Here is an 18224-nt window from a genome sequence, read left to right as displayed (position 1 = left end):
GGGGGCGAAGGGGCTGGGGGAGCATGTGCTGATCCCGACCGCCCCCGCGATATTGAACGCGATCCGGGATGCCACCGGGGCGCTGGTGACACGTCTGCCCGCGTTGCCGCACAGGGTGCTGGCGGCCATCCGGGATGCCCGCGATGGCTGAGCGGGCGAGCGAGGAGAAGATCCGCTGCGATGCGTGTCCGGTGATGTGCTACATCGCGCCGGGCAAGATCGGGGCGTGCGATCGCTATGCCAACGAGGATGGCCGGATTGTGCGCTGTGATCCGCTGACCATACTTGACCGTAGGGTTGCCAAGGGGGACGCGGTGAAGCCGTTCCTTGGGCCGGAATGGGATGGTGAGGTTCTGGGCGGCGAGGAGGTGTTCGTTAGTGGTGTGGGGGCGGGCACGACCTATCCCGATTACAAGCCCGCGCCGTTCATCGTCAGCCGCGAGGTGGAGGGGGCCGATTTCGTCACCGTGGTGACCGAGGCGATCTATTCCTATTGCGGGGTGAAGGTGAAGATCGACACGGACCGCCACCTCGGGCATGAGGCCGCCACCGTGCGCGCGGGCGGCGAGGCGGTGGGGCATGTGACCACGTCGGAATATGGCTCGCAGATGTTGTCTTTGGGCGGGGTGGATCATCTGACCGGGGGCGGCAAACCCGAGGGACGTGCGACCTGTGATGCGCTTCTGCGGCTGTGCAACCGCGAGGCGGTGGAGCTGGAGATCGACGACGGCGCGACCGTGGTGGTGCAGGCGGGGCAGGCACCCGTGGTCAACGGCCAGCTCGAGGAACGGATGCGCGTCGGCTGTGGCTCGGCCACCATCGGCATGTTCGCCAGTCAGTGGCACGGGCTGGTGGACGAGGTGGTGGTGGTGGACGACCACATCACCGGCGTGGTCAGCGAACACCAGGCGGGCAAGGTGCTGGGCTGGCCGGATACGGGGATACGGATCAAGGGGCGCCGGTCGACGCCGGGGCGGTATTTCAAAGTGGCCGAGCCGGGGCAGGGCTGGGGCGGTACGGACCTGGACGATCCGTTGGCGATCTTGAACCCGTGGCTGGAGAAGAAGGGCGCGAGACCGGGGCTGACGCTGTTGATGGTGAGCACGACGGGCGAGCATCACGGGTACTATGTGCTGGACGATGATTTGCGGCCGCGTGAGGCGGCGTTGCCGGAGGTGCTGAAATCATCCGTGGACCTGATTGCCGAGAATTGCGAACCGGCGCTTTGCACGGTGATGTTCCAGGCGGGTGCGGGCGGGTCGCTGCGGTCGGGCGTGACGCAGAACCCAGTGAAGCTGACCCGATCTGTGCAAGCGCTGAAGACGCGTGTGACCTGTGGCGGCGCGCCGGCCTTTGTCTGGCCCGGGGGCGGGATCACGTTGATGGTCGACGTGTTGACGATGCCGGAAGGATCGTTTGGGCATGTGCCGACGCCCGCCTTGGTGGCGCCGCTGGAATTCACGCTGAGCCGCGCGGATTACCGGGCGCTGGGCGGGCATGATGCGGCTGTGCGGACGGTGAGCGATATCCTGAAGCATGGCGGCGAATACGGCAGTGCGGTGCGTTTCGTGGAGCGCGATTGATGTCGGGGCCGCAGGCGAACTGGCTGCCGGATGGGCGGCGGCTGCACCTGCATCACGGGCCGATCGACATGATCGTGGGTGTCGAGGGCGCGGGACGCGACGCGGCGTTTCAAAGAGCGGTGGCGAGATTCGGGGCGTTGCTGGACGAATTGGTGGCGGAGTTGCCGCGCTTGCGCCGTCCCTGTGGCGGGCCGGTCGAGGCCGAGACGGCGCAGCGCATGGTCGAGGCAGTCCGGCCCTTCGCGCCTGACTTCGTCACGCCGATGGCGGCAGTGGCGGGCGCGGGGGCGGAAACGATCCTGGCCGCCGTGCTGGCAGGGCCGGGGGTGTCCAAGGGGTATGTGAACAACGGCGGGGACGTGGCGTTTCACATCGCACCGGGCGAGACGATGACGGCGGCCATCGCAAGCCCGGTGCCGGGCACTGTCACCTTGCGGGCCTGGGATCCGGTGCGTGGCGTTGCAACCTCGGGCGCGGGGGGGCGGAGCCATTCGCTGGGGATTGCTGACGCGGTGACGGTGCTGGCGCAAGGTGCGGCAACGGCGGACGCCGCCGCGACGATGATCGCCAATGCCGTGGACCTGCCGGGGCATCCGGCGATCGTCCGCGTTCCGGCCTGTGACCTGTCGCCCGACAGTGATCTTGGCGAGCGCGCGGTGACGCAGGAGGTCGGCACGCTGGATGTTTGCGAGATCGCGACGGCGTTGGAGGCCGGGCGCGGCTATGCCGCGAGACTGGTCGCGCGCGGGATCATCCAGGCCGCCTGCCTGAGCCTGCGGGGCGCTTGCGTGACCGTTGGCGAGACTGTCATGATCGAAGAAAGGGACCCTGAACATGCCTGATTTCACCCTGCGCAAGACCGCGTTGTTCGTCGAGGAGATCCACCATGACGGCGGGCCGGTCGCGGACCTGCCGCGTCGCCGCGCCGCGATGGCGGCTCTGGTGAAAAACCCGTTTGCCGGAACCTATGCGGAGGATCTGCAGTCGGCCATGGAGGACCTGAATCCGCTGGGTCTGATGATGACCGACCGGCTGATCGAGGCGATGGGCGGTGTCGGGGGCATCGACGGCTATGGCAAGGCTGCCATGGCGGGTGAGGCCGGCGAGCTGGAGCATACGGCGCTCTGGCACGTGCCGGGCGGTTACGCGATGCGCGCGCGGCTGGGCGAGGCGAAGGCGATCGTGCCCTCGTCGATGAAGCAGGGCGGGCCGGGCAGCCGGATCGACGTGCCGCTCGGTCATATCAACGCAGCCTATGTGCGTAGTCATTTCGACGGCATGGAAGTGGGCCTGCCCGACGGGCCGCGGGCCGATGAACTGTTGTTCGTGCTGGCCATGAGCCGCGGGGGGCGTATCCATGACCGGATGGGCGGTTTGACAGTGGATGAGGTGAAGGGCGAGGACGGGTTGCGCTGAAGGTATTGGGGGCTTTGCCCCCGTCCCGGGCAGGCCCGGGCCTCCCCCAGGATATTTTTGGCCAGAGGAAAAGGGGGCGTCGACGCGGGGGGCTGACCTTTGGGATTGAACCCTCTATAGGCCTCAGTCGAGAAGCGATCGGATTGCAGCCCATATGAGCGATACCCCAGCGAAGAAACGCCAGCCGCTTTACAGCGCGGCGGACAAGCGGAACATGCGGTGGTTCTGGCACGGCTACCTGCGCAAGCATTCCGGCAAGCTGTTGCTTGTGCTGTTGCTGATCCTGGTGCAGGGCTTGGTCTATCAGCAGTTTCTGGCGATGACCGAAGACGGCCTGCGGGTGATTTTCGAGTCCGGCGCGATGCGGGACCTGATCGAGGTCTGTGTCGTGGTTTTTGTCCTGTTCGCGACGCGAGGCGTGGTGTCTTTCCTGGCGCCGATGATAACGGTCAAGATATCAAACCAGGCAATCTACGAGATGCGGCGGGATCTGATCGGGCACCTGATGTCGCTGGACCTGGCCTATTTCGAGCGGACGAAATCGGGCGAGATCATCCAGAAGCTGGTGACGCAGACGCAGCAGATCGGGTTGTTCGTGGGCCTTGGCGTGGCCGGTGCCCTGAGGGACGCGGTGACCGTGATCGTGGTGTCGGGATATCTCATCTGGAAGAACCCGATCCTGTTCGTATCAGCCATCGTGGTGCTGCCGTTCATCATCATGGTGATGAATTTCGTATCCGACCGGGTGAAACAAGCCCAGGGCGAGGCCGAAGAGGCGCTGGGCGGCTACATGAACGGCATCGAGGAGACGGTGAACGGGATGCGCACCGTGAAGATCGCCCGGCAAGAAGAGGTCGAGAAGGACCGGTTGATGCGTGGCACCGACGCGATCCGGCGGCTGATGAACCGGGTGCAGGTGACCCAGGCCCTGATTTTGCCGTCGATCGACCTGAGCTCGGCCTTCGTTTACGTGCTGGTGATCGGGGGTGGCGGATATATGGTGTTGTCGCCGGACTACGACGTGGACGGTGCGGGGATCATTACCTTCCTTCTGGGGATGGTGATGGTCTTCGACCCGGCACGCCTGCTGGCGCAGTTCTTTGGCGGATTGCAGTCGAACCTCGTGCTGCTGGACCGGGTGCGGAACCTTTACGACCAGGAGTCCAGCATCCGGGACGCGGACGATGCGAAGACGTCGTTCGACACGAGTGGCGATATTGTTCTGGAGAATGTGAGCTTTTCCTATTCCGCCGATCAACCGCTCTTTGAAGGGCTGAGCATGGGATTCGAGGGTGGAAAGGTCTCGGCGATCGTGGGGTCTACGGGGTCGGGCAAAACCACGATCCTGTCGCTCTTGTCGCGGCTTTACGATGTGAAGGGCGGCGACATCACGTTCGGTGGCACGCCCATACGGGAGTTGCAGGTGGCGGCCCTGCGCGGCGCGTTTTCCGTGGTGGCGCAGGATATCGTGATCTTCAATGCATCTATCTGGGACAATATCCGCTACGTGAACCCCGACGCGAGCGACGCGCAGGTCTGGCAGGCGGCCGAGGATGCGGAGATCGCCGACCTGATCCGCGCGCGGGGCGAGACGCCGGTGGGTCCAAAGGGGGCACAACTGTCTGGCGGGCAGAAGCAGCGAATCGCGATTGCGCGGGCCTTCCTGCGGGATGCGCCGATATTGCTGCTGGACGAGGCGACCTCGGCGCTGGACCAGGCGACGGAAGAACGCATCAAGTCGGCGCTGGCGCGGCTGACCAATGGAAAGACGACGATCGTGGTGGCGCACCGGCTGAGTTCCATCTCCGAGGCTGACCGGATTTTCGTGCTGGAATCGGGGCAGTTGGTGGAGATGGGCCGGCACGAAGAACTGCTGGCCGAGAACGGGCTTTATGCGCGGCTCTACCAGGCGCAGAAAAAAGGCTATGACGGCAGGTAATCGGTGCGGCGGTGCCGCGCAGATTTGTCTCGGCGTCGGCGCTGGGCCTCCGCCTCGGACGACTTGCAGATGTGACGCCTTATCGTGAGATGGATGCGCGCGTGGATGGTTCCGGATGCCTCCGGAGCTTGTCGCCCGCTATACGAGTTGGCGTTTCCCCAAGGCCATGCCGTCGATTGGCACAACAAGGCGTATGCATTGAGCTTGCTCCGGAATTGCCACCATAATACGGCGCGATCCGTAACCTTGACCTGCCGGTAGCCAGTCATAATCCGCGCCCTGTCGGGGTCATTCGCCATGAAGTCGGGCCATGAAAAACCAGGTGCCGCAAAATACCCGGACCGCCGATCAAACACCGTCAGGTCTGGTGCATCAAGCTCGATTTCCTCGGTTTTGTCCCGGCGATTGCGGTCTGCGTATGCCTGCCAAATAAATCCTCGGAATGATCGGTGCGGCCGGCCCCAGCCAAATCGCCAGCCCGAGGGAGCGGCTGACGATGGTCAAGCCCCTTCGCGGCTGTTAATCGGCTGGGTGCTCGACATAGATGTCTCATAAGGGCTCATAGCGTTCAGCTAGATCCGAACCCTGACAGCACCTAAACTGCACCACGAAATGCAAATGGCAGAGCCCAAGTTCCGCCCTCCGCATGCATCAAGGCTTTGCAGTCTCGATCATCGCCCCCGGCCGCGTATCGCAGCCGGGGGTATTCCGATTACATCGTGCCGCCGTAGACCGGGAACACGCTCGCGTCGCCGTAATCCTCGATGGGCTTCGCGTTCTTCAGGGTTTCCATGTCGGCGTCCGAAATCTCGAAGTCGACATCGGCGTTGTTGCGCATGTGATCGGGGTTTGCCGTTTTCGGCAGCGGCAGCAGGCCCAGTTGAAGCAGGTAACGGATGCAGAGCTGCGGGACGCTGACACTGTACTTGCCGGCCATTTCGCCGATCTCGGCGTTGTCGAGAATCTGGCCGTGGCCGACGGGTGAGTAGGCTTCTACCACGAGCCCCTTGGAGCTGGTGTAGTCGATCAGGTCGAAGGGCGTGTTGCTGACATGCGCGAGGATCTGGTTCAGCATCGGCTTCACCGTGGCGTTGTCGAGCAGGTTGTCGAGGTCCTCCTTCTGGAAGTTCGACACGCCGATCGCGCGCAGCTTGCCCGCCTCATACGCCTCTTCCAGCGCCTTCCACGCCGCGAGGTTGCCTTCGAAATAGCGGTCGGACCCGCCGAAATCTTCCCAGGGCTGGGGGCTGTGGATGATCATCATGTCGATATAGTCGAGGCCCATCGTCTTCAACGAGCTGTCGATCGAGGCCCTGGCCGTCTCGTAGTCCTTGATGCCGGCATCCAGCTTGGTCACCACGAAGAGTTCCTCGCGGGGCACGGAGGCGTTGCGGACGCCGTCGCCCACGCCGCGTTCGTTGCCATAGGCCTGGGCGGTGTCAATGTGGCGGTAGCCGATCTCGACGGCGGCCTTCACCGCATCGGCAGCCTTGTCGTCTTCGATGAACCAGGTGCCAAGGCCCAGCTTTGGGATCTCGACGCCGTTGGGCAGGGTGTAGGTGCTTTGCAGTATCATAGTGGGTTTCCTTTCTTCATGGTGTCGGTCGGCTCGCTCGATCCGGACGGGACCGCCTGTCTGGTTGTCGAGCGGAGGGACCGCCGTTTCTCAGTCGGTCGAGTTTGCGACGGCGCCCCGCGCCGTGGCGGTTGCGGAAAGAAGGGCGAGGCCGGTAAGCAGCGTGGCGGTCGGTGCATCTCTCATGCAGAATCTCCTCGACAGAAGGGAGCGGAACTTCGCTCCGTTACGAGACAGGACATCATGCGCCTCGGGGCGGAATGTAATAGGCTTCTGATGCACGTCACACATGAGCGGGTTTCATCAATGACGCGACTGCGCTGTCGACAATCAACGGCGCTCGAACGGTGGCGGCCCGGAGGAAGTCTGCGTTCTCCTTTGCCGCATGGATAAATGGTCAAAAGAGCCGCTTGAATTCTTTGCATTTCCAGTCAGTGTCCAGATTTCGGGGGTGGCTCAGGGCCCGTCTATCTTTAGGGTGCCGTGCCGGGACTGAAGGTCGGCCAAGGGACGTGCCTACAAGTCAATCTTTAGACCGCCCCTATTGAGACCGGGCCACATTCGACGGCCCTGGAGTGTTCTTTGGTGACTCGCAGCGACCAGTCTTGCGCCGGTCGAATATACCCCGGACTTGCTCTTGGGCTTGAAGTTGTGGCTGACGGGCTCCATAACGCGGGATCACTCAGCGGACACGGGAAACCTCCATGCGAATGCTCGATACATTTATCAAACCGATGCATCCGGAAGGTAGAAAGTTCGTTGCGATTTTTGCCGCGGCGACCCTCCTGTTGTTTCTCGTAGCCGACATCCTTGGGTGGATCGGTGTTGGGCTTACGGTCTGGTGCTATTATTTCTTCCGCGACCCCGAGCGCGTGCCGCCGTCGCGAAGCGGTGTCATCGTCAGCCCCGCGGATGGCATCGTCTCGTTGATCGAGAAAGCGGTCCCGCCCGAGGAGTTGGGGATGCCTGGCGAGGCCCTGACCCGCATCAGCGTCTTCATGAGCGTGTTCAACTGCCATGTGAACCGTATGCCCGTCGGTGGCCGGATCGAAGCGGTCGCCTATCGGCCCGGCAAGTTCTTCAATGCCTCGCTGGACAAGGCCAGCGCGGACAACGAACGCAACAGCCTGCGCATCCGCATGCCGGATGAACGAGACGTTGCCGTCGTACAGATTGCGGGGCTGGTGGCGCGGCGGATCGTGTGTTTTGTCCAGCCGGGTGATACCCTGTCGACCTCGGAAAGATTCGGACTGATCCGGTTTGGCTCCAGGCTGGACGTCTATCTGCCCGAAGGTGTTATGCCCTCGGTTCGCGTGGGGCAGACCATGATCGCCGGAGAAACCGTTTTGGCGGACCTCAAAGTGCCTGATGCCACGAGATAACCAGACCCCACGGAACAACGCCGGCAGGAAAAGAAACGACGCCGCGCTTGTCCAACTGCTGCCGAACCTGATCACGCTTGCCGCGATCTGTGCCGGCATGACGTCGATCAGGTTCGCGGTGCAGGCGGATTACATCTTGGCGGTGCAGCTTGTGCTGCTGGCCTGCGTGCTGGATGGCGTCGATGGCCGGGTCGCGCGCTTGATGCGTAGCGACAGCAAGATCGGCGCGGAGCTCGATTCGCTGGCGGATTTCCTCAATTTCGGTGTCGCGCCGCCACTGATCCTGTATTTCTGGGGCCTGCAGGAGATCCGCAGTGCGGCCTGGATTTTCGTTCTTTTCTTCACGGTCTGCTGCGTCATCCGGCTGGCCCGTTTCAATGTCGATCACAAGGTCGAGGAGGCGCCGGGGCCGAGCGCCCACTTTTCGGGGGTGCCGTCGCCGGCCGGTGCGGTGCTTGTCATGGTACCGCTCTTCTTGTCGTTCGCATTCGAGACCGTGCAACTGCCCGGCTTCGCAATCTGCATCTACATGGTGCTTGTCGGCCTTTTGATGATCAGCACCGTGCCGACACTGTCGCTCAAGGGCGTGTCGATTTCGCGGGCAAGGGTGAAGTTTTTCCTGGTCGGCGTCGTCCTGGCCGGGGCCGCCTTCTTTACATTCACCTGGATTGCATTGTCTGTGCTGTCCGCGTGCTATCTGATCATGGTGGCATGGTCCGCCGTGACAAAGGCGCGAGAGTTCGGCAAGTAAGGAGAACGCATGGATATCAACGCCGTCAGTACGTCCTACGCCCGGTGGGCCCCAATCTACGACAGGACATTCGGAGCGGTGACGAATGTCGGCCGGAAGCGTGCGGTAGAGTATATCAACACCCGCCCCGGCACCGTTCTCGAGGTGGGCGTGGGCACGGGGCTTGCGCTCGAGCATTATGACCCGGCGATGCAAGTCAGCGGGATCGACTTCAGCGAAGAGATGCTTGCCAAGGCACGCGACAAGGTGCAGCGCCTGAATCTGGGGCATGTCAGGGAATTGCGGCAGATGGATGCCCGCACCCTTGATTTCCCGGACAATCACTTCGACACGGTCGCAGCGATGCATGTCCTGTCGGTCGTTCCCGAGCCCGAGCGCGTGATGCGCGAAATAGGCCGGGTCTGCAAACCGGGCGGTAAAGTGGTGATCACGAACCATTTCGTGCGGCAGACAGGCGTGCTTTCCGTTCTGGAGAAAATGCTGGCGCCAGTGGCCAATGTTATCGGGTGGCATTCCGATTTCGAGATCGAAACCGTGCTTGGCCAGGAATGTCTCAAGATCGACGTGCAAAAGCCATTGCCACCCCTTGGAATGATGACTTTCCTCGTGTTGGAGAAAGCGTCAGACCAGTAGTACATGGCTGCTTCGGGCGAACCTGCGGAGCAGAGGCTGCAGGTTTCTGGACCATCCGGTTTGGCCCCAAAACAGGCTTGCGCCACGGGTCGGGTCAAGATCCGCTCAGTGGAAAAAGCTGGCGAAGGGGATGTAGGTGACCGGATCGCCGGTACTGATCGTGACGGCGTGGTCGGGAAGTTCGACCAGCCCGTCGGCCCAGCTCAGGCCGCTTATGCGCCCGGAGCCTTCGGATTTGAATATTTCGGCCTGTCCGTCTGTTACACGGGCGCGCAGGTATTCGCGGCGGCCGGGTTTCTTGGATTTCGAGAAGGCGGCGGGCAGGGAAAAGCCCTGTGGACGGTGCCAGCCCTGGCCCGAGAGGAGGCTCATCGCGGGACGGGCGAAGACGAGCGTGCAGACGAGTGCGGCGACCGGATTGCCGGGGAGGCCGAAGACGGGTGTGCCGTTCCAGAGCCCGAGCGCGAGCGGGCGGCCCGGTTTGACGGCGATGCGCCACTGAGACATGGCGCCGGTCTCGTTCAGCAGGGCCGAGACGTGGTCTTCGTCGCCCGAGGAGGCACCGCCGGATGTCAGGATGACGTCGGCCTGTGCCGCGCCCCTGTCGAGCGCGGTGCGGAGGGTCTCGCGGTCGTCGGGAACGCGGCCGAGGTCTACGGGCGTGAAGCCGAAGCGTTCGGTCAGGCCGAGAAGCATGGGGCGGTTGGCGTCGAAAATCTGGCCGGGTGCCGCGGACGCACCCGGCTCGACCAGTTCATCGCCGGTGGACAGGATCGCGACGCGCAGGGGGGCGTGGACGGCGAGGTCGGTGTTGCCAGTCGCGGAAAGGAGCGCGAGGTCGGCGGGGGTGAGCTTGCGGCCCTTCGGCAGGATCGTGTCGCCGGCCAAGACGTCTTCGCCCGCCTTGCGGGTGTTCGCGCCGGGTTTGACGCCGGGGCGAAAGGCGATGGCGGTTTCGCTGGCGGTGACGTCCTCTTGCAGGATCACGGTGTCGACGCCCTGTGGCAGGGCGGCGCCGGTTAGGATGCGGATGGCATGGCCGGGGGGCACGGTCCCCTCGAACGCCTTGCCAGCGGCGGCGCGGCCGGGCGTGAGTGGCAGGGTCTGGTCGCCTTCCGTCAGGCTGGCATGGGCAAAGCCGTAGCCGTCGACGGCGGTGTTGGCATGGGGGGGATTGGCCCGTTTAGCCGTCACATCGGCGGCAAGGATGCGGCCAAGTGCATCGGTGAGCGGTAGGGTTTGGGTCGCAACGACCGGGTGCAGCCTGTCCTGCAGCATGGCGAGGGCATCGTCCACCGGGGTCCAGTCCACGCCGGCAGGCAGCGCGAAACAGTCGTCGCGCAGGGGTGGGGGGCGCAGGGTATCGTCGGCGGTGGCCATCAGTTTGTCCTCGTGTCCCAGCCCCATGATCCAGCCTTCGACAGGGGCGTTGACGTCCAGCATGGCGGTCAGCGCGTCGGGGTGCAAGCGGGCGACGGCACGGGCCAGCAGACGCACCTGGTGGGCGTCGCGGATGCCGCCGCTTGCCTCGGCCTCTTTGACGATCCGATTGATGAGGCCGGGCCAGATCTCGACGAGGGCGACGGGTTTGTCGAGAGGCTCGAAGGGCCATGTGGCGATCAGGCCGGGGAAGCGTTGGCGCAGACGGTGCAGGATGGGCAGGCCGGTAAGGACTTGGCCGCCAACGGCGCCCGCGCCGGAGAGTTGCCAGCACGTGAAGCTGCCCTCCGCCTGCTTTTCGACCGCGCGGCGGTCGGGGAAGGGGTTGTGGTAGGTCCGTTTGGTCCTTGGCAAGCCGGGAACATCGTGATTGGGGCGACCATTGCCCCAGAACGGGCCGATGCCATCGCCGAGCGTTCGATTGACAAGGCCGGCGACGTCGAAACGGTTGTTGGTCTTGGGGCTGTCTTCGATATGTCTGTCCAGCCAGCTCCAGACGGCGAACGGGTCATCGGTGCCGGCAAGTGCGCGGGCGAAGCCATCGGGATAGGCGAAGGGGAAGTCGAGGCCGATGAAGAGGCGACGGTTGGCGGCGGTCTCGGTTTCGATGAGGTTGGCGAGTAGGGCTTCAGCCTCAATACGGTTTCGTATGTATTGTGGTGCGGTATCGTTTCCGTCGCGGGTGAGGCCGAGCCATATCGCGTCTTTGCGCGGACGGGCGCCGGTGTCGTTGCCACCGGACCAGTCGATGATTGCGACCGTGTCGTACGGGGTCACAAGCCGACCTGTGCCAAGATGAAATCTGCGATAGCTTTCGTGTCGTCGAGGTCGAAGACGGGGCGATCGAGGTCGAGGGGCGTGTCGCTGGCCACGGCGTGGATCGTCGGATCGCCCGGTGCGATCAGCGGGTTGCCGGTGACGGAGCGGTGCGCCTCGACCTTGGGATGCGCGTCGCGCTTGTAGCCTTCGATCAGCACGAGATCGACCGGGGAGAGCTTGGAAAGAAGCGTGTCGAGCGAGGGTTCGTCCTCGTCGCGCAGCTCGTGCATCAGGGCAAAACGAGCGCGGGAGGCGAGCAGCACCTCGGTCGCACCGGCAACGCGGTGGCGGTGGCTGTCCTTGCCGGGGTGATCGACGTCAAAGCGGTGATGCGCGTGCTTGACGGTGGAAACGGTCAAGCCGCGACCCGAGATTTCGGTCACGAGGCGTTCCATCAGGCCGGTCTTGCCGGCGTTCTTCCACCCTACGACACCGTATAGTTTCATCTGCGGTCTTTCATCATGTCCTGCGCGCGGGCGAGATCCTCGGGCGTGTTCACGTTGAAGAACGGATCGCCCGGGATGTCAAACAGCGCCTCGCGGCCGCCATGCTTTTCGGTCCAGAGGACGACCTTGCGCAGCCCGTCCTGCAGGGCCGTACGCAGGTCGTCGCGCAGGGCTGTGGGCCAGAGGCCGAAGGTGGGATGGCGGATCAGGCCGGAGCGGGATATGGACTTGGTTTTCTCGTCCGCGCCACGCGGCGTGGCGGCGAGGACGAGCGGGTGAGTCATGTCTGCCGCTGTTTCGGTCAGGTGAGATACGAGATTTTCGGGAAAAAACGGCGTGTCTGCTGCGACGGTAACGATGGTGTCCGCGCCTTGCGTCGCGGCCCAGTCGAGACCGGCCAGCACGCCCACCAGTGGCCCGGGGAAATCGGGCAGGGAGTCGGGCAGGACCGGCAGACCGAGATGCGCGAAGCGGTCGGAGTCACCGTTGGCGTTCAGGGCCATGCCCGCCACCTGTGGGTCGAGGCGGGCGATGACCTGATCGAGGATCGTTCCGTCACTCAGCGGGAGCAGGCCCTTGTCGCCGCCGCCCATGCGCGTGGCGAGGCCGCCCGCGAGGATCACGCCCAAAGGCTTGGTCATGCGTCTGCGCTTTTGCGGCGGTGTTTCTTGTCCTCATCGGGGATTGAGGACGGGTCTGCGTCGCGTACCAGACGTTCCTCGCCCGCAAGGCAGACAAAACGCCGGCCGCGCATCCGGCCGATAAGGGTGAGGCCCACATCGCGGGCGATCTCGACCCCCCAGGCAGTGAAGCCGGAGCGGGAGGCGAGCGCGGGGATGCCCATCAGCGCGGTCTTGATGACCATTTCCGAGGTCAGGCGCCCGGTGGTGTAGAGCAGCTTGTCGTCGGGTGACACGCCTTCCGACAGCATCCAGCCGGCGATCTTGTCGACGGCGTTGTGGCGGCCGACATCCTCCATGTAGACCAGCGGGCGGTCGCCCTGGCAGAGCACGGTGCCGTGGATCGCCCCGGCCTCCAGGTACAGGGACGGCGTGCGGTTGATCGTGCTGGCGAGCGCGTAAAGGTCGGAGGTCTTGACCCGCAGGTCTGGCAGGGTGGTGTCCTCCAGCCCCTCCATCATGTCGCCGAAGACGGTGCCCACGGCACAGCCCGAGGTGCGGGTCTTTTTCTTGAGCTTTTCTTCGTAGGTGGTTTCGCCATCGGTGCGCACGACGACGGTTTCGAGATCCTCGTCATAGTCGACGCCCTTGATCGTCTCGTCGTCCTTGAGCATCCCCTGGTTTCTCAGGAAGCCGAGGGCGAGGTAGTCGGGGTAGTCGCCGATGGTCATGGCGGTCACGATTTCCTGACCGTTGAGGAAAATCGTCAGAGGCCGTTCCTCGACCACCGCGATATTCGTCGGATTGCCGTCATGGTCCACGCCTTCCACGGACCGTGTCAGGCGCGGTGCCTTGGGGTCGGGAGCGATGATATACGCGTTCGGAGTGTCGGTCTTCGCCAATTGCGGTCCCTCTAATTGCAGGATAGGCATCCTAGGGTAAGTGGTAACGTAAGATGTTCGGATGACAACGGAAACCGACAAGTCGATTTTCTTCAATGGGGTACGCGATGCGGCCCCCTTTGTTTTGGTCGTGTCACCCTTTGCCACGCTCTTTGGCGTGGTGGCGACCGAGGCCGGGCTGAACGTGCTGGAGGCGCTGACCTTTTCCTTTGCGGTCATCGCGGGGGCGGCGCAGTTCACGGCACTGGCGTTGATGGTGGACAATGCGCCGGTCATCCTGGTGCTGGCCTCGGCGCTGGCGGTGAACCTGCGGATGGCGATGTATTCCGCCGCGCTGACACCCTATCTGGGGGCCGCGCCGCTGTGGCACCGGGCGCTGGCCGCGTATTTCATCGTCGACCAGAGCTATGCGTTGGCGCATATGCGGTTCGAAGAGAACCGGGATTGGGCCTTGCGCCAGAAGCTGTTGTATTTCTGGGGGACGGTCGTACCGGTCTGCCCGTTCTGGTACCTGTTCACGGTCATTGGCGCGGTGCTCGGCAGTTCGATCCCCGATTGGATGGCACTGGATTTCGCGGTGCCAATCACGTTCATCGCGATCATCATGCCGATGCTCCGCACGCGGGCGCACCTGGCGGCGGCTCTGGTCTCGGTCGTGGGGGCGCTGATCTTCGCCTTTTTGCCCTATAACCTCGGCCTCTTCGTGGCGGGGATTGCCGCGATGATGACGGGCGCCGAGATCGAGCGGCGCACACAGCCGGACGGGGGCGCGTGATGGATACCGCAACCGTCTGGACCGTGATCGTCCTTCTTGGGCTGGGCAGTTACCTGCTCCGGTTCTTTTTCATCGGCATCGTCGGGGACAGGCCGCTGCCGCCCTGGCTGCTCAGGCATCTGCGCTATACCGCGGTTGCGATCCTGCCCGGGCTGGTGGCGCCGCTGGTCTTGTGGCCCGCGGCCACGAACGGAGAGCCGGACCCGGCGCGGCTGGTGGCGGCTGCGGTCACTGTCGTGGTGGGGGGATGGACCCGCAACATCATCGCGGCGATTCTATCGGGCGGTGTCGCGCTTTACCTGATGCTGTACCTGGTGGGGTAACGCGGCGCGCTTTTACGGGGCAGGCGTCACATAACAAAACGCCCCCTCAGTGTCCTGCGGGGGCGTCGCATTCCTGTCGGTTCGCCGACGCGCGGCCTAGATGTTTATCATCGCCAGCAGAATAAGAAAGATAATGGAGCCGGCCGCGACGTAGGTCGATGCCTTCAGGAAGCCCTCGAAGGTCTTTTCCTGAACCCTGATATCCATTTCGCCGTGCTTGTGTTCGTTGGCCATGATCCCGATCCTCGTGTGCGGTTGTCACTGTTCGCGACTGGATAACGGATTTCAAAGCGGCTGTCACGGCCCGGAACGTCGCAGTCAGGCAGACGTTTCCAGATCCTGCGCAAGGCGGAAGCCGATACGCGCCGGCTCGGATGTTTCGGGCGGTTTGGGCAGGGCACGGAGCATCACGCCAAGCTGGCTGACATGCTGGATCAGCTGTGTCTTGGCGCCCGACGGATCTGAGCCGTAGAAGGTGACGATGTCGGGATCGAAATAGCCCATGCCCTCGATGCGCAGGGTGCCGGGGCTGCCACCGGCAAAGCCCATGGCGACCTCGTGCTCGTTGTCGAGCGTCTTCTCGAAGTTCTGGATGTAGAGAATCAGCCGCTCGTAGGCCCATTGTGCGGGGCTCTTGGCGCTTCCGGCGTTCTCATTGATCAGGTTGTCGGGAATCTCTGTACAGGGTGTGTTCGGATCGACATGTACCTCGTGGCATCGGGCGAGAACGGCGCTCTCTGCATACTCTGCCGTCGTTTCGATCACTTCGTCCATGTTGGCGTACCCCTTAAACCTTCCAGAGCCACGCACCTTCCGGGTTCAGATGACGCGTGATGCGGCCAGCCTGATACAGATGATTCAGGTGTGCAACCGCCTCGACCAGTGCAAGGCCGTAGGTGCCGCTGTCAATCCTGCGCTTGAAGAGCGGGGGGAAGCATTCGGCGGCCGTGCGCGGCGTTTCGAGATGGGCTTCCAGTCGTTCCAGGGCGTGGTGATGATTGTGGGCCAGTTGGCGCATCCGCGTGGGCAGACCGGTGAAGGGCAGCTTGTGACCCGATAGGACCAGCTGATCGGGTCTGGCAAGCGCAGACAGGCGTTCGCAGCTGTCCAGCCATTCACCCAAAGGGTCGGCGTCGGGCTCGGTCGGGTAGACGCCGATATTGGGGCTGATGGACGAGATGATCTGGTCGCCCGCGATAACAAGCGCGTCGTCGCGGGACCAGAGCGTCAGATGCTCGGGCGCGTGGCCGTGGCCGACATGGATGTCCCAGGTTCGGCCGCCGGCGGTGAGAGTGCCGCCCTGTTGCAGGCGGGTGTAGCCAACCGGGATGGGCGCGCAGCTGTCCGCGAAGTTGAACGGTCGGTCGTTCTTGCGGGCCTCATAGATCTCGGGGTCCATGCCCGCGTGTTGCCAGAATTCAAGCGCCTGTGGCGTGGGGCGATCCTCGACATCGAGGATCAGCATCCGGGCCATCAGGTAGGCGGTGCGGGTCATCAGGAGGTCCGCGCCGAAGCGGTCCATCAGCCAACCCGCCATGCCGATATGGTCGGGGTGGTGATGGGTGAGGATCACACGGGAGACCGGTTTGCCTTGCAGCGGCCCGGTCAGCACGTCCTCCCACAGCGCGATGGAGCGTTTGGTGCGCACGCCGGTATCCACGATGGTCCAGCTGTCGCCCTCGTCCAGCGCGTAGATGTTGACGTGGTCAAGCGCCATTGGCAGGGGCAGGCGGATCCAGAGGATGCCGGGGGCCACTTCGACCGCTGCGCCGTGCTCCGGTGCGCTCTCCCAGGGGGTGGTGATCTTGCTTCCGTCGGCCATCAGGCGGCAAAGTCCTCGGGGGCGAGGGCGTAGAGGTCGTCGGCCCCGGCGGTGGCGTGGGCGATATGCGCCTGCGCCTCGGGCAGGATGCGGGTGATGTAGAACCGCGCCAGCCGGGCACGGGTGCCATCGGTGTCGTGCATCGCGGCCAGCAGGTGCGCATGACCACCAAGGACGCGCGCGAAGGCGCGCAGGAAGGGCACAGCGCCGGCGAAGCGGTTGTTCATGTCGTTCTGGGCGACCATCCACTCCGTCGCCTCGCGCAGGGATTCGGTGGCTTGCCAGACGGGCTCGGCCAGCTCGGGGTGCTTGGCGCGGGCGGCTTCGGCGGTGCTTTCGATCTCGTCGAGGATGGCATAGGCGGCCTCGCCCCCGTCCATCAGCTTGCGGCCCACGAGGTCCATCGCCTGGATGCCGTTGGTGCCTTCGTAGATTGCGGTGACGCGGACGTCGCGCAGGTATTGCGCGGCGCCGGTTTCCTCGATGAAGCCCATGCCGCCATGCAGCTGGATGCCCATGTTGGCCACCGCGATGCCGGTATAGGTGCCGAACGCCTTGGCGATGGGGGTGAGGAAGGCGGCGCGTGCGGCCCAGTCGGGCGCGGCGGTGGCGGTTTCCATGTCGATGGCGGCCGCACAGGTGAGCGCGATGGCGCGGGCGGCGAAGGTCTCGGCCTTCATCGTGGCCAGCATCCGGCGCACGTTGGCGTGGTCGATGATGGTGCCGGTGCCGTTCTCTATCGTGCTGCGGCCCTGCTTGCGGTCTTGCGCATATGCCAGCGCGTGCTGGTAGGCGCCGTCGGCCACGCCGACGCCTTGCGTTCCGACGCCGAGGCGGGCGTTGTTCATCATGGTGAACATGGCGCGCATCCCGTCATGTTCCTCGCCCACCAGCCAGCCGGTCGCGCCGTCATACTGCATCACCGCGGTGGGGCTGCCATGCAGGCCCATCTTGTGTTCCAGGCTGACGACCTTGAGGTCATTGGCGCGGCCCGGCTCGCCGTTCTCGTCCGGGATGAATTTCGGCACGAGGAAAAGGCTGATTCCCTTGGTGCCGGGTTTGGCGTCGGGCAGGCGGGCCAGCACGAGGTGACAGACATTCGGGGTGAAATCATTGTCGCCCCAGCTGATATAGATTTTCTGGCCGGTGATGGCGTAGGTGCCATCGTCGTTGGGCACGGCCTTGGTGGAAAGCGCTCCGACGTCGCTGCCGGCCTGCGCCTCGGTCAGGTTCATGGTTCCGGTCCATTCGCCGCTGACCAGCTTGGGCAGGTAGGTCTGCTTGAGCGCGTCGCTGGCATGGTGCTCCAGCGCCTCGATCTGGCCCTGGGTCATCAAGGGGCTGAGTTGCAGGGACAGGCAGGCGGCCGACATCATGTCATTCACGGCCGTGGTCACGGTCATGGGCAGGCCCATGCCGCCATGCTCGGGGTCGGCGGCGATGGCGACCCAGCCGCCCTCGGCAATGGCCTTGTAACCCTCGGCATAGCCGGGGCTGGTGCGCACAACGCCGTTTTCCAGTTTCGCGGGATGCAGGTCGCCGGGGCGTTGCAGCGGGGCCAGCACCTCTTCGCACAGCTTGCCGGCCTCGGACAGGATGGCAGCCGTCACATCCGGCGTCGCCTCGGCAAAGCGGTCGGTGGCGGTGACGCGGTCAAGGCCGACCACGTGATCGAACAGGAACTGGAAATCCTCGACAGGGGCGCGGTAGGGCATCGGTATCTCCCGAATGGCGATAGGCGGCGCGGCTTGGAATCCGGCACGCGCATCTGTAACTGTGTCGTGGGTCTTGGGGCAA

At 64.2% G+C, this 18224-nt stretch carries 18 protein-coding genes; 9 read left to right on the top strand and 9 right to left on the bottom strand.

What is annotated here, in order from left to right:
- Positions 1-143: 143 nt before the first annotated feature.
- The 4 genes from RBB18_RS15965 to RBB18_RS15950 all read left to right on the top strand — a co-directional run bounded on the left by RBB18_RS15965 (position 144) and on the right by RBB18_RS15950 (position 4938).
- Positions 144-1583 carry a 6-hydroxynicotinate reductase gene (locus RBB18_RS15965; RefSeq protein WP_306110909.1) on the top strand — a complete coding sequence of 480 codons (1440 nt, stop codon included), beginning with the start codon at positions 144-146 and terminating at the stop codon, positions 1581-1583.
- The gene (locus tag RBB18_RS15960) at positions 1583-2425 is read left to right on the top strand and encodes a UPF0280 family protein (RefSeq protein WP_306110910.1); all 843 of its coding nucleotides are present in this window, start codon (positions 1583-1585) and stop codon (positions 2423-2425) included. The genes RBB18_RS15965 and RBB18_RS15960 overlap by 1 nt, the downstream gene beginning before the upstream one ends.
- Positions 2418-2999, top strand: coding sequence for an amino acid synthesis family protein (locus tag RBB18_RS15955; protein WP_306110911.1), 582 nt, complete (start codon positions 2418-2420; stop codon positions 2997-2999). The genes RBB18_RS15960 and RBB18_RS15955 overlap by 8 nt, the downstream gene beginning before the upstream one ends.
- Before the next feature lie 154 nt (positions 3000-3153).
- On the top strand, positions 3154-4938 hold the full coding sequence (locus RBB18_RS15950; protein ID WP_103763577.1) for an ABC transporter ATP-binding protein: 1785 nt from the start codon (positions 3154-3156) through the stop codon (positions 4936-4938).
- Positions 4939-5650: 712 nt separating this feature from the next.
- Here the strand turns inward: RBB18_RS15950 and RBB18_RS15945 are convergent.
- On the bottom strand, positions 5651-6514 hold the full coding sequence (locus RBB18_RS15945) for an aldo/keto reductase (protein WP_306110912.1): 864 nt from the start codon (positions 6512-6514) through the stop codon (positions 5651-5653).
- Between the two features lie 677 nt (positions 6515-7191).
- Here RBB18_RS15945 and RBB18_RS15940 point away from each other — a divergent pair.
- The 3 genes from RBB18_RS15940 to RBB18_RS15930 are packed head-to-tail and all read left to right on the top strand — an operon-like array spanning position 7192 to position 9280.
- A complete protein-coding gene (locus RBB18_RS15940; RefSeq protein WP_306110927.1) occupies positions 7192-7896 on the top strand; it encodes a phosphatidylserine decarboxylase in 705 nt (234 codons plus the stop codon).
- Positions 7883-8647 (top strand): CDP-diacylglycerol--serine O-phosphatidyltransferase, encoded by a 765-nt coding sequence (gene pssA / locus RBB18_RS15935; RefSeq protein WP_306110913.1) that lies wholly within the window; start codon positions 7883-7885, stop codon positions 8645-8647. The genes RBB18_RS15940 and pssA overlap by 14 nt, the downstream gene beginning before the upstream one ends.
- A gap of 9 nt (positions 8648-8656) precedes the next feature.
- On the top strand, positions 8657-9280 hold the full coding sequence (locus tag RBB18_RS15930) for a class I SAM-dependent methyltransferase (RefSeq protein ID WP_103763573.1): 624 nt from the start codon (positions 8657-8659) through the stop codon (positions 9278-9280).
- Between the two features lie 105 nt (positions 9281-9385).
- Here RBB18_RS15930 and glp read toward each other — a convergent pair whose 3' ends face one another.
- Genes glp through fdhD form a run of 4 tightly spaced genes read right to left on the bottom strand, consistent with a single transcriptional unit; the run spans position 9386 to position 13537 of the window.
- Positions 9386-11497 carry a gephyrin-like molybdotransferase Glp gene (gene glp / locus RBB18_RS15925; protein ID WP_306110914.1) on the bottom strand — a complete coding sequence of 704 codons (2112 nt, stop codon included), beginning with the start codon at positions 11495-11497 and terminating at the stop codon, positions 9386-9388.
- Entirely contained in the window at positions 11494-11985 is a 492-nt protein-coding gene (gene mobB, locus RBB18_RS15920) for a molybdopterin-guanine dinucleotide biosynthesis protein B (RefSeq protein ID WP_103763571.1), read from the bottom strand. Before mobB ends, glp begins: the two co-directional genes overlap by 4 nt.
- Positions 11982-12626, bottom strand: a complete 645-nt coding sequence (mobA, locus tag RBB18_RS15915) for a molybdenum cofactor guanylyltransferase MobA (RefSeq protein WP_306110915.1) — start codon at positions 12624-12626, stop codon at positions 11982-11984. The genes mobB and mobA overlap by 4 nt, the downstream gene beginning before the upstream one ends.
- Positions 12623-13537: a formate dehydrogenase accessory sulfurtransferase FdhD gene (gene fdhD / locus RBB18_RS15910; protein WP_371931668.1), complete on the bottom strand. Its 915-nt coding sequence runs from the start codon at positions 13535-13537 to the stop codon at positions 12623-12625. Before fdhD ends, mobA begins: the two co-directional genes overlap by 4 nt.
- Before the next feature lie 31 nt (positions 13538-13568).
- Between fdhD and RBB18_RS15905 the strand changes: the two genes are divergently transcribed.
- Positions 13569-14282 (top strand): AzlC family ABC transporter permease, encoded by a 714-nt coding sequence (locus RBB18_RS15905; protein ID WP_306110917.1) that lies wholly within the window; start codon positions 13569-13571, stop codon positions 14280-14282.
- Entirely contained in the window at positions 14282-14605 is a 324-nt protein-coding gene (locus RBB18_RS15900) for an AzlD domain-containing protein (RefSeq protein ID WP_274593677.1), read from the top strand. The genes RBB18_RS15905 and RBB18_RS15900 overlap by 1 nt, the downstream gene beginning before the upstream one ends.
- A gap of 96 nt (positions 14606-14701) precedes the next feature.
- Here RBB18_RS15900 and RBB18_RS15895 read toward each other — a convergent pair whose 3' ends face one another.
- The 4 genes from RBB18_RS15895 to RBB18_RS15880 form a co-directional block, all read right to left on the bottom strand.
- Complete coding sequence (locus tag RBB18_RS15895) at positions 14702-14839, bottom strand: aa3-type cytochrome c oxidase subunit IV (protein ID WP_103763566.1); 138 nt, start codon at positions 14837-14839, stop codon at positions 14702-14704.
- 84 nt (positions 14840-14923) lie between these two features.
- The gene (locus RBB18_RS15890; protein ID WP_306110918.1) at positions 14924-15379 is read right to left on the bottom strand and encodes a hypothetical protein; all 456 of its coding nucleotides are present in this window, start codon (positions 15377-15379) and stop codon (positions 14924-14926) included.
- A gap of 13 nt (positions 15380-15392) precedes the next feature.
- On the bottom strand, positions 15393-16427 hold the full coding sequence (locus RBB18_RS15885; RefSeq protein ID WP_306110919.1) for an MBL fold metallo-hydrolase: 1035 nt from the start codon (positions 16425-16427) through the stop codon (positions 15393-15395).
- Positions 16427-18142 (bottom strand): acyl-CoA dehydrogenase, encoded by a 1716-nt coding sequence (locus RBB18_RS15880; RefSeq protein WP_103763563.1) that lies wholly within the window; start codon positions 18140-18142, stop codon positions 16427-16429. Before RBB18_RS15880 ends, RBB18_RS15885 begins: the two co-directional genes overlap by 1 nt.
- Positions 18143-18224: the final 82 nt, after the last annotated feature.

The organism is Roseovarius sp. MMSF_3298 (assembly GCF_030733705.1).
GTDB lineage: Bacteria > Pseudomonadota > Alphaproteobacteria > Rhodobacterales > Rhodobacteraceae > Roseovarius > Roseovarius confluentis.
The sequence above is the reverse complement of the archived record's forward strand: the minus strand, read 5'-3'. Positions and strand labels throughout refer to the sequence as shown.

Excerpts from the sequence above, each read along its gene's own strand:
- RBB18_RS15965 (WP_306110909.1), top strand. The coding sequence starts at position 144 with ATGGCTGAGCGGGCGAGCGAGGAGAAGATCCGCTGCGATGCGTGTCCG.
- RBB18_RS15960 (WP_306110910.1), top strand. The coding sequence starts at position 1,583 with ATGTCGGGGCCGCAGGCGAACTGGCTGCCGGATGGGCGGCGGCTGCAC.
- RBB18_RS15955 (WP_306110911.1), top strand. The coding sequence starts at position 2,418 with ATGCCTGATTTCACCCTGCGCAAGACCGCGTTGTTCGTCGAGGAGATC.
- RBB18_RS15950 (WP_103763577.1), top strand. The coding sequence starts at position 3,154 with ATGAGCGATACCCCAGCGAAGAAACGCCAGCCGCTTTACAGCGCGGCG.
- RBB18_RS15945 (WP_306110912.1), bottom strand. The coding sequence starts at position 6,514 with ATGATACTGCAAAGCACCTACACCCTGCCCAACGGCGTCGAGATCCCA.
- pssA (WP_306110913.1), top strand. The coding sequence starts at position 7,883 with ATGCCACGAGATAACCAGACCCCACGGAACAACGCCGGCAGGAAAAGA.
- RBB18_RS15930 (WP_103763573.1), top strand. The coding sequence starts at position 8,657 with ATGGATATCAACGCCGTCAGTACGTCCTACGCCCGGTGGGCCCCAATC.
- mobB (WP_103763571.1), bottom strand. The coding sequence starts at position 11,985 with ATGAAACTATACGGTGTCGTAGGGTGGAAGAACGCCGGCAAGACCGGC.
- mobA (WP_306110915.1), bottom strand. The coding sequence starts at position 12,626 with ATGACCAAGCCTTTGGGCGTGATCCTCGCGGGCGGCCTCGCCACGCGC.
- fdhD (WP_371931668.1), bottom strand. The coding sequence starts at position 13,537 with ATGCCTATCCTGCAATTAGAGGGACCGCAATTGGCGAAGACCGACACT.
- RBB18_RS15905 (WP_306110917.1), top strand. The coding sequence starts at position 13,569 with ATGACAACGGAAACCGACAAGTCGATTTTCTTCAATGGGGTACGCGAT.
- RBB18_RS15900 (WP_274593677.1), top strand. The coding sequence starts at position 14,282 with ATGGATACCGCAACCGTCTGGACCGTGATCGTCCTTCTTGGGCTGGGC.
- RBB18_RS15895 (WP_103763566.1), bottom strand. The coding sequence starts at position 14,839 with ATGGCCAACGAACACAAGCACGGCGAAATGGATATCAGGGTTCAGGAA.
- RBB18_RS15890 (WP_306110918.1), bottom strand. The coding sequence starts at position 15,379 with ATGGACGAAGTGATCGAAACGACGGCAGAGTATGCAGAGAGCGCCGTT.
- RBB18_RS15885 (WP_306110919.1), bottom strand. The coding sequence starts at position 16,427 with ATGGCCGACGGAAGCAAGATCACCACCCCCTGGGAGAGCGCACCGGAG.
- RBB18_RS15880 (WP_103763563.1), bottom strand. The coding sequence starts at position 18,142 with ATGCCCTACCGCGCCCCTGTCGAGGATTTCCAGTTCCTGTTCGATCAC.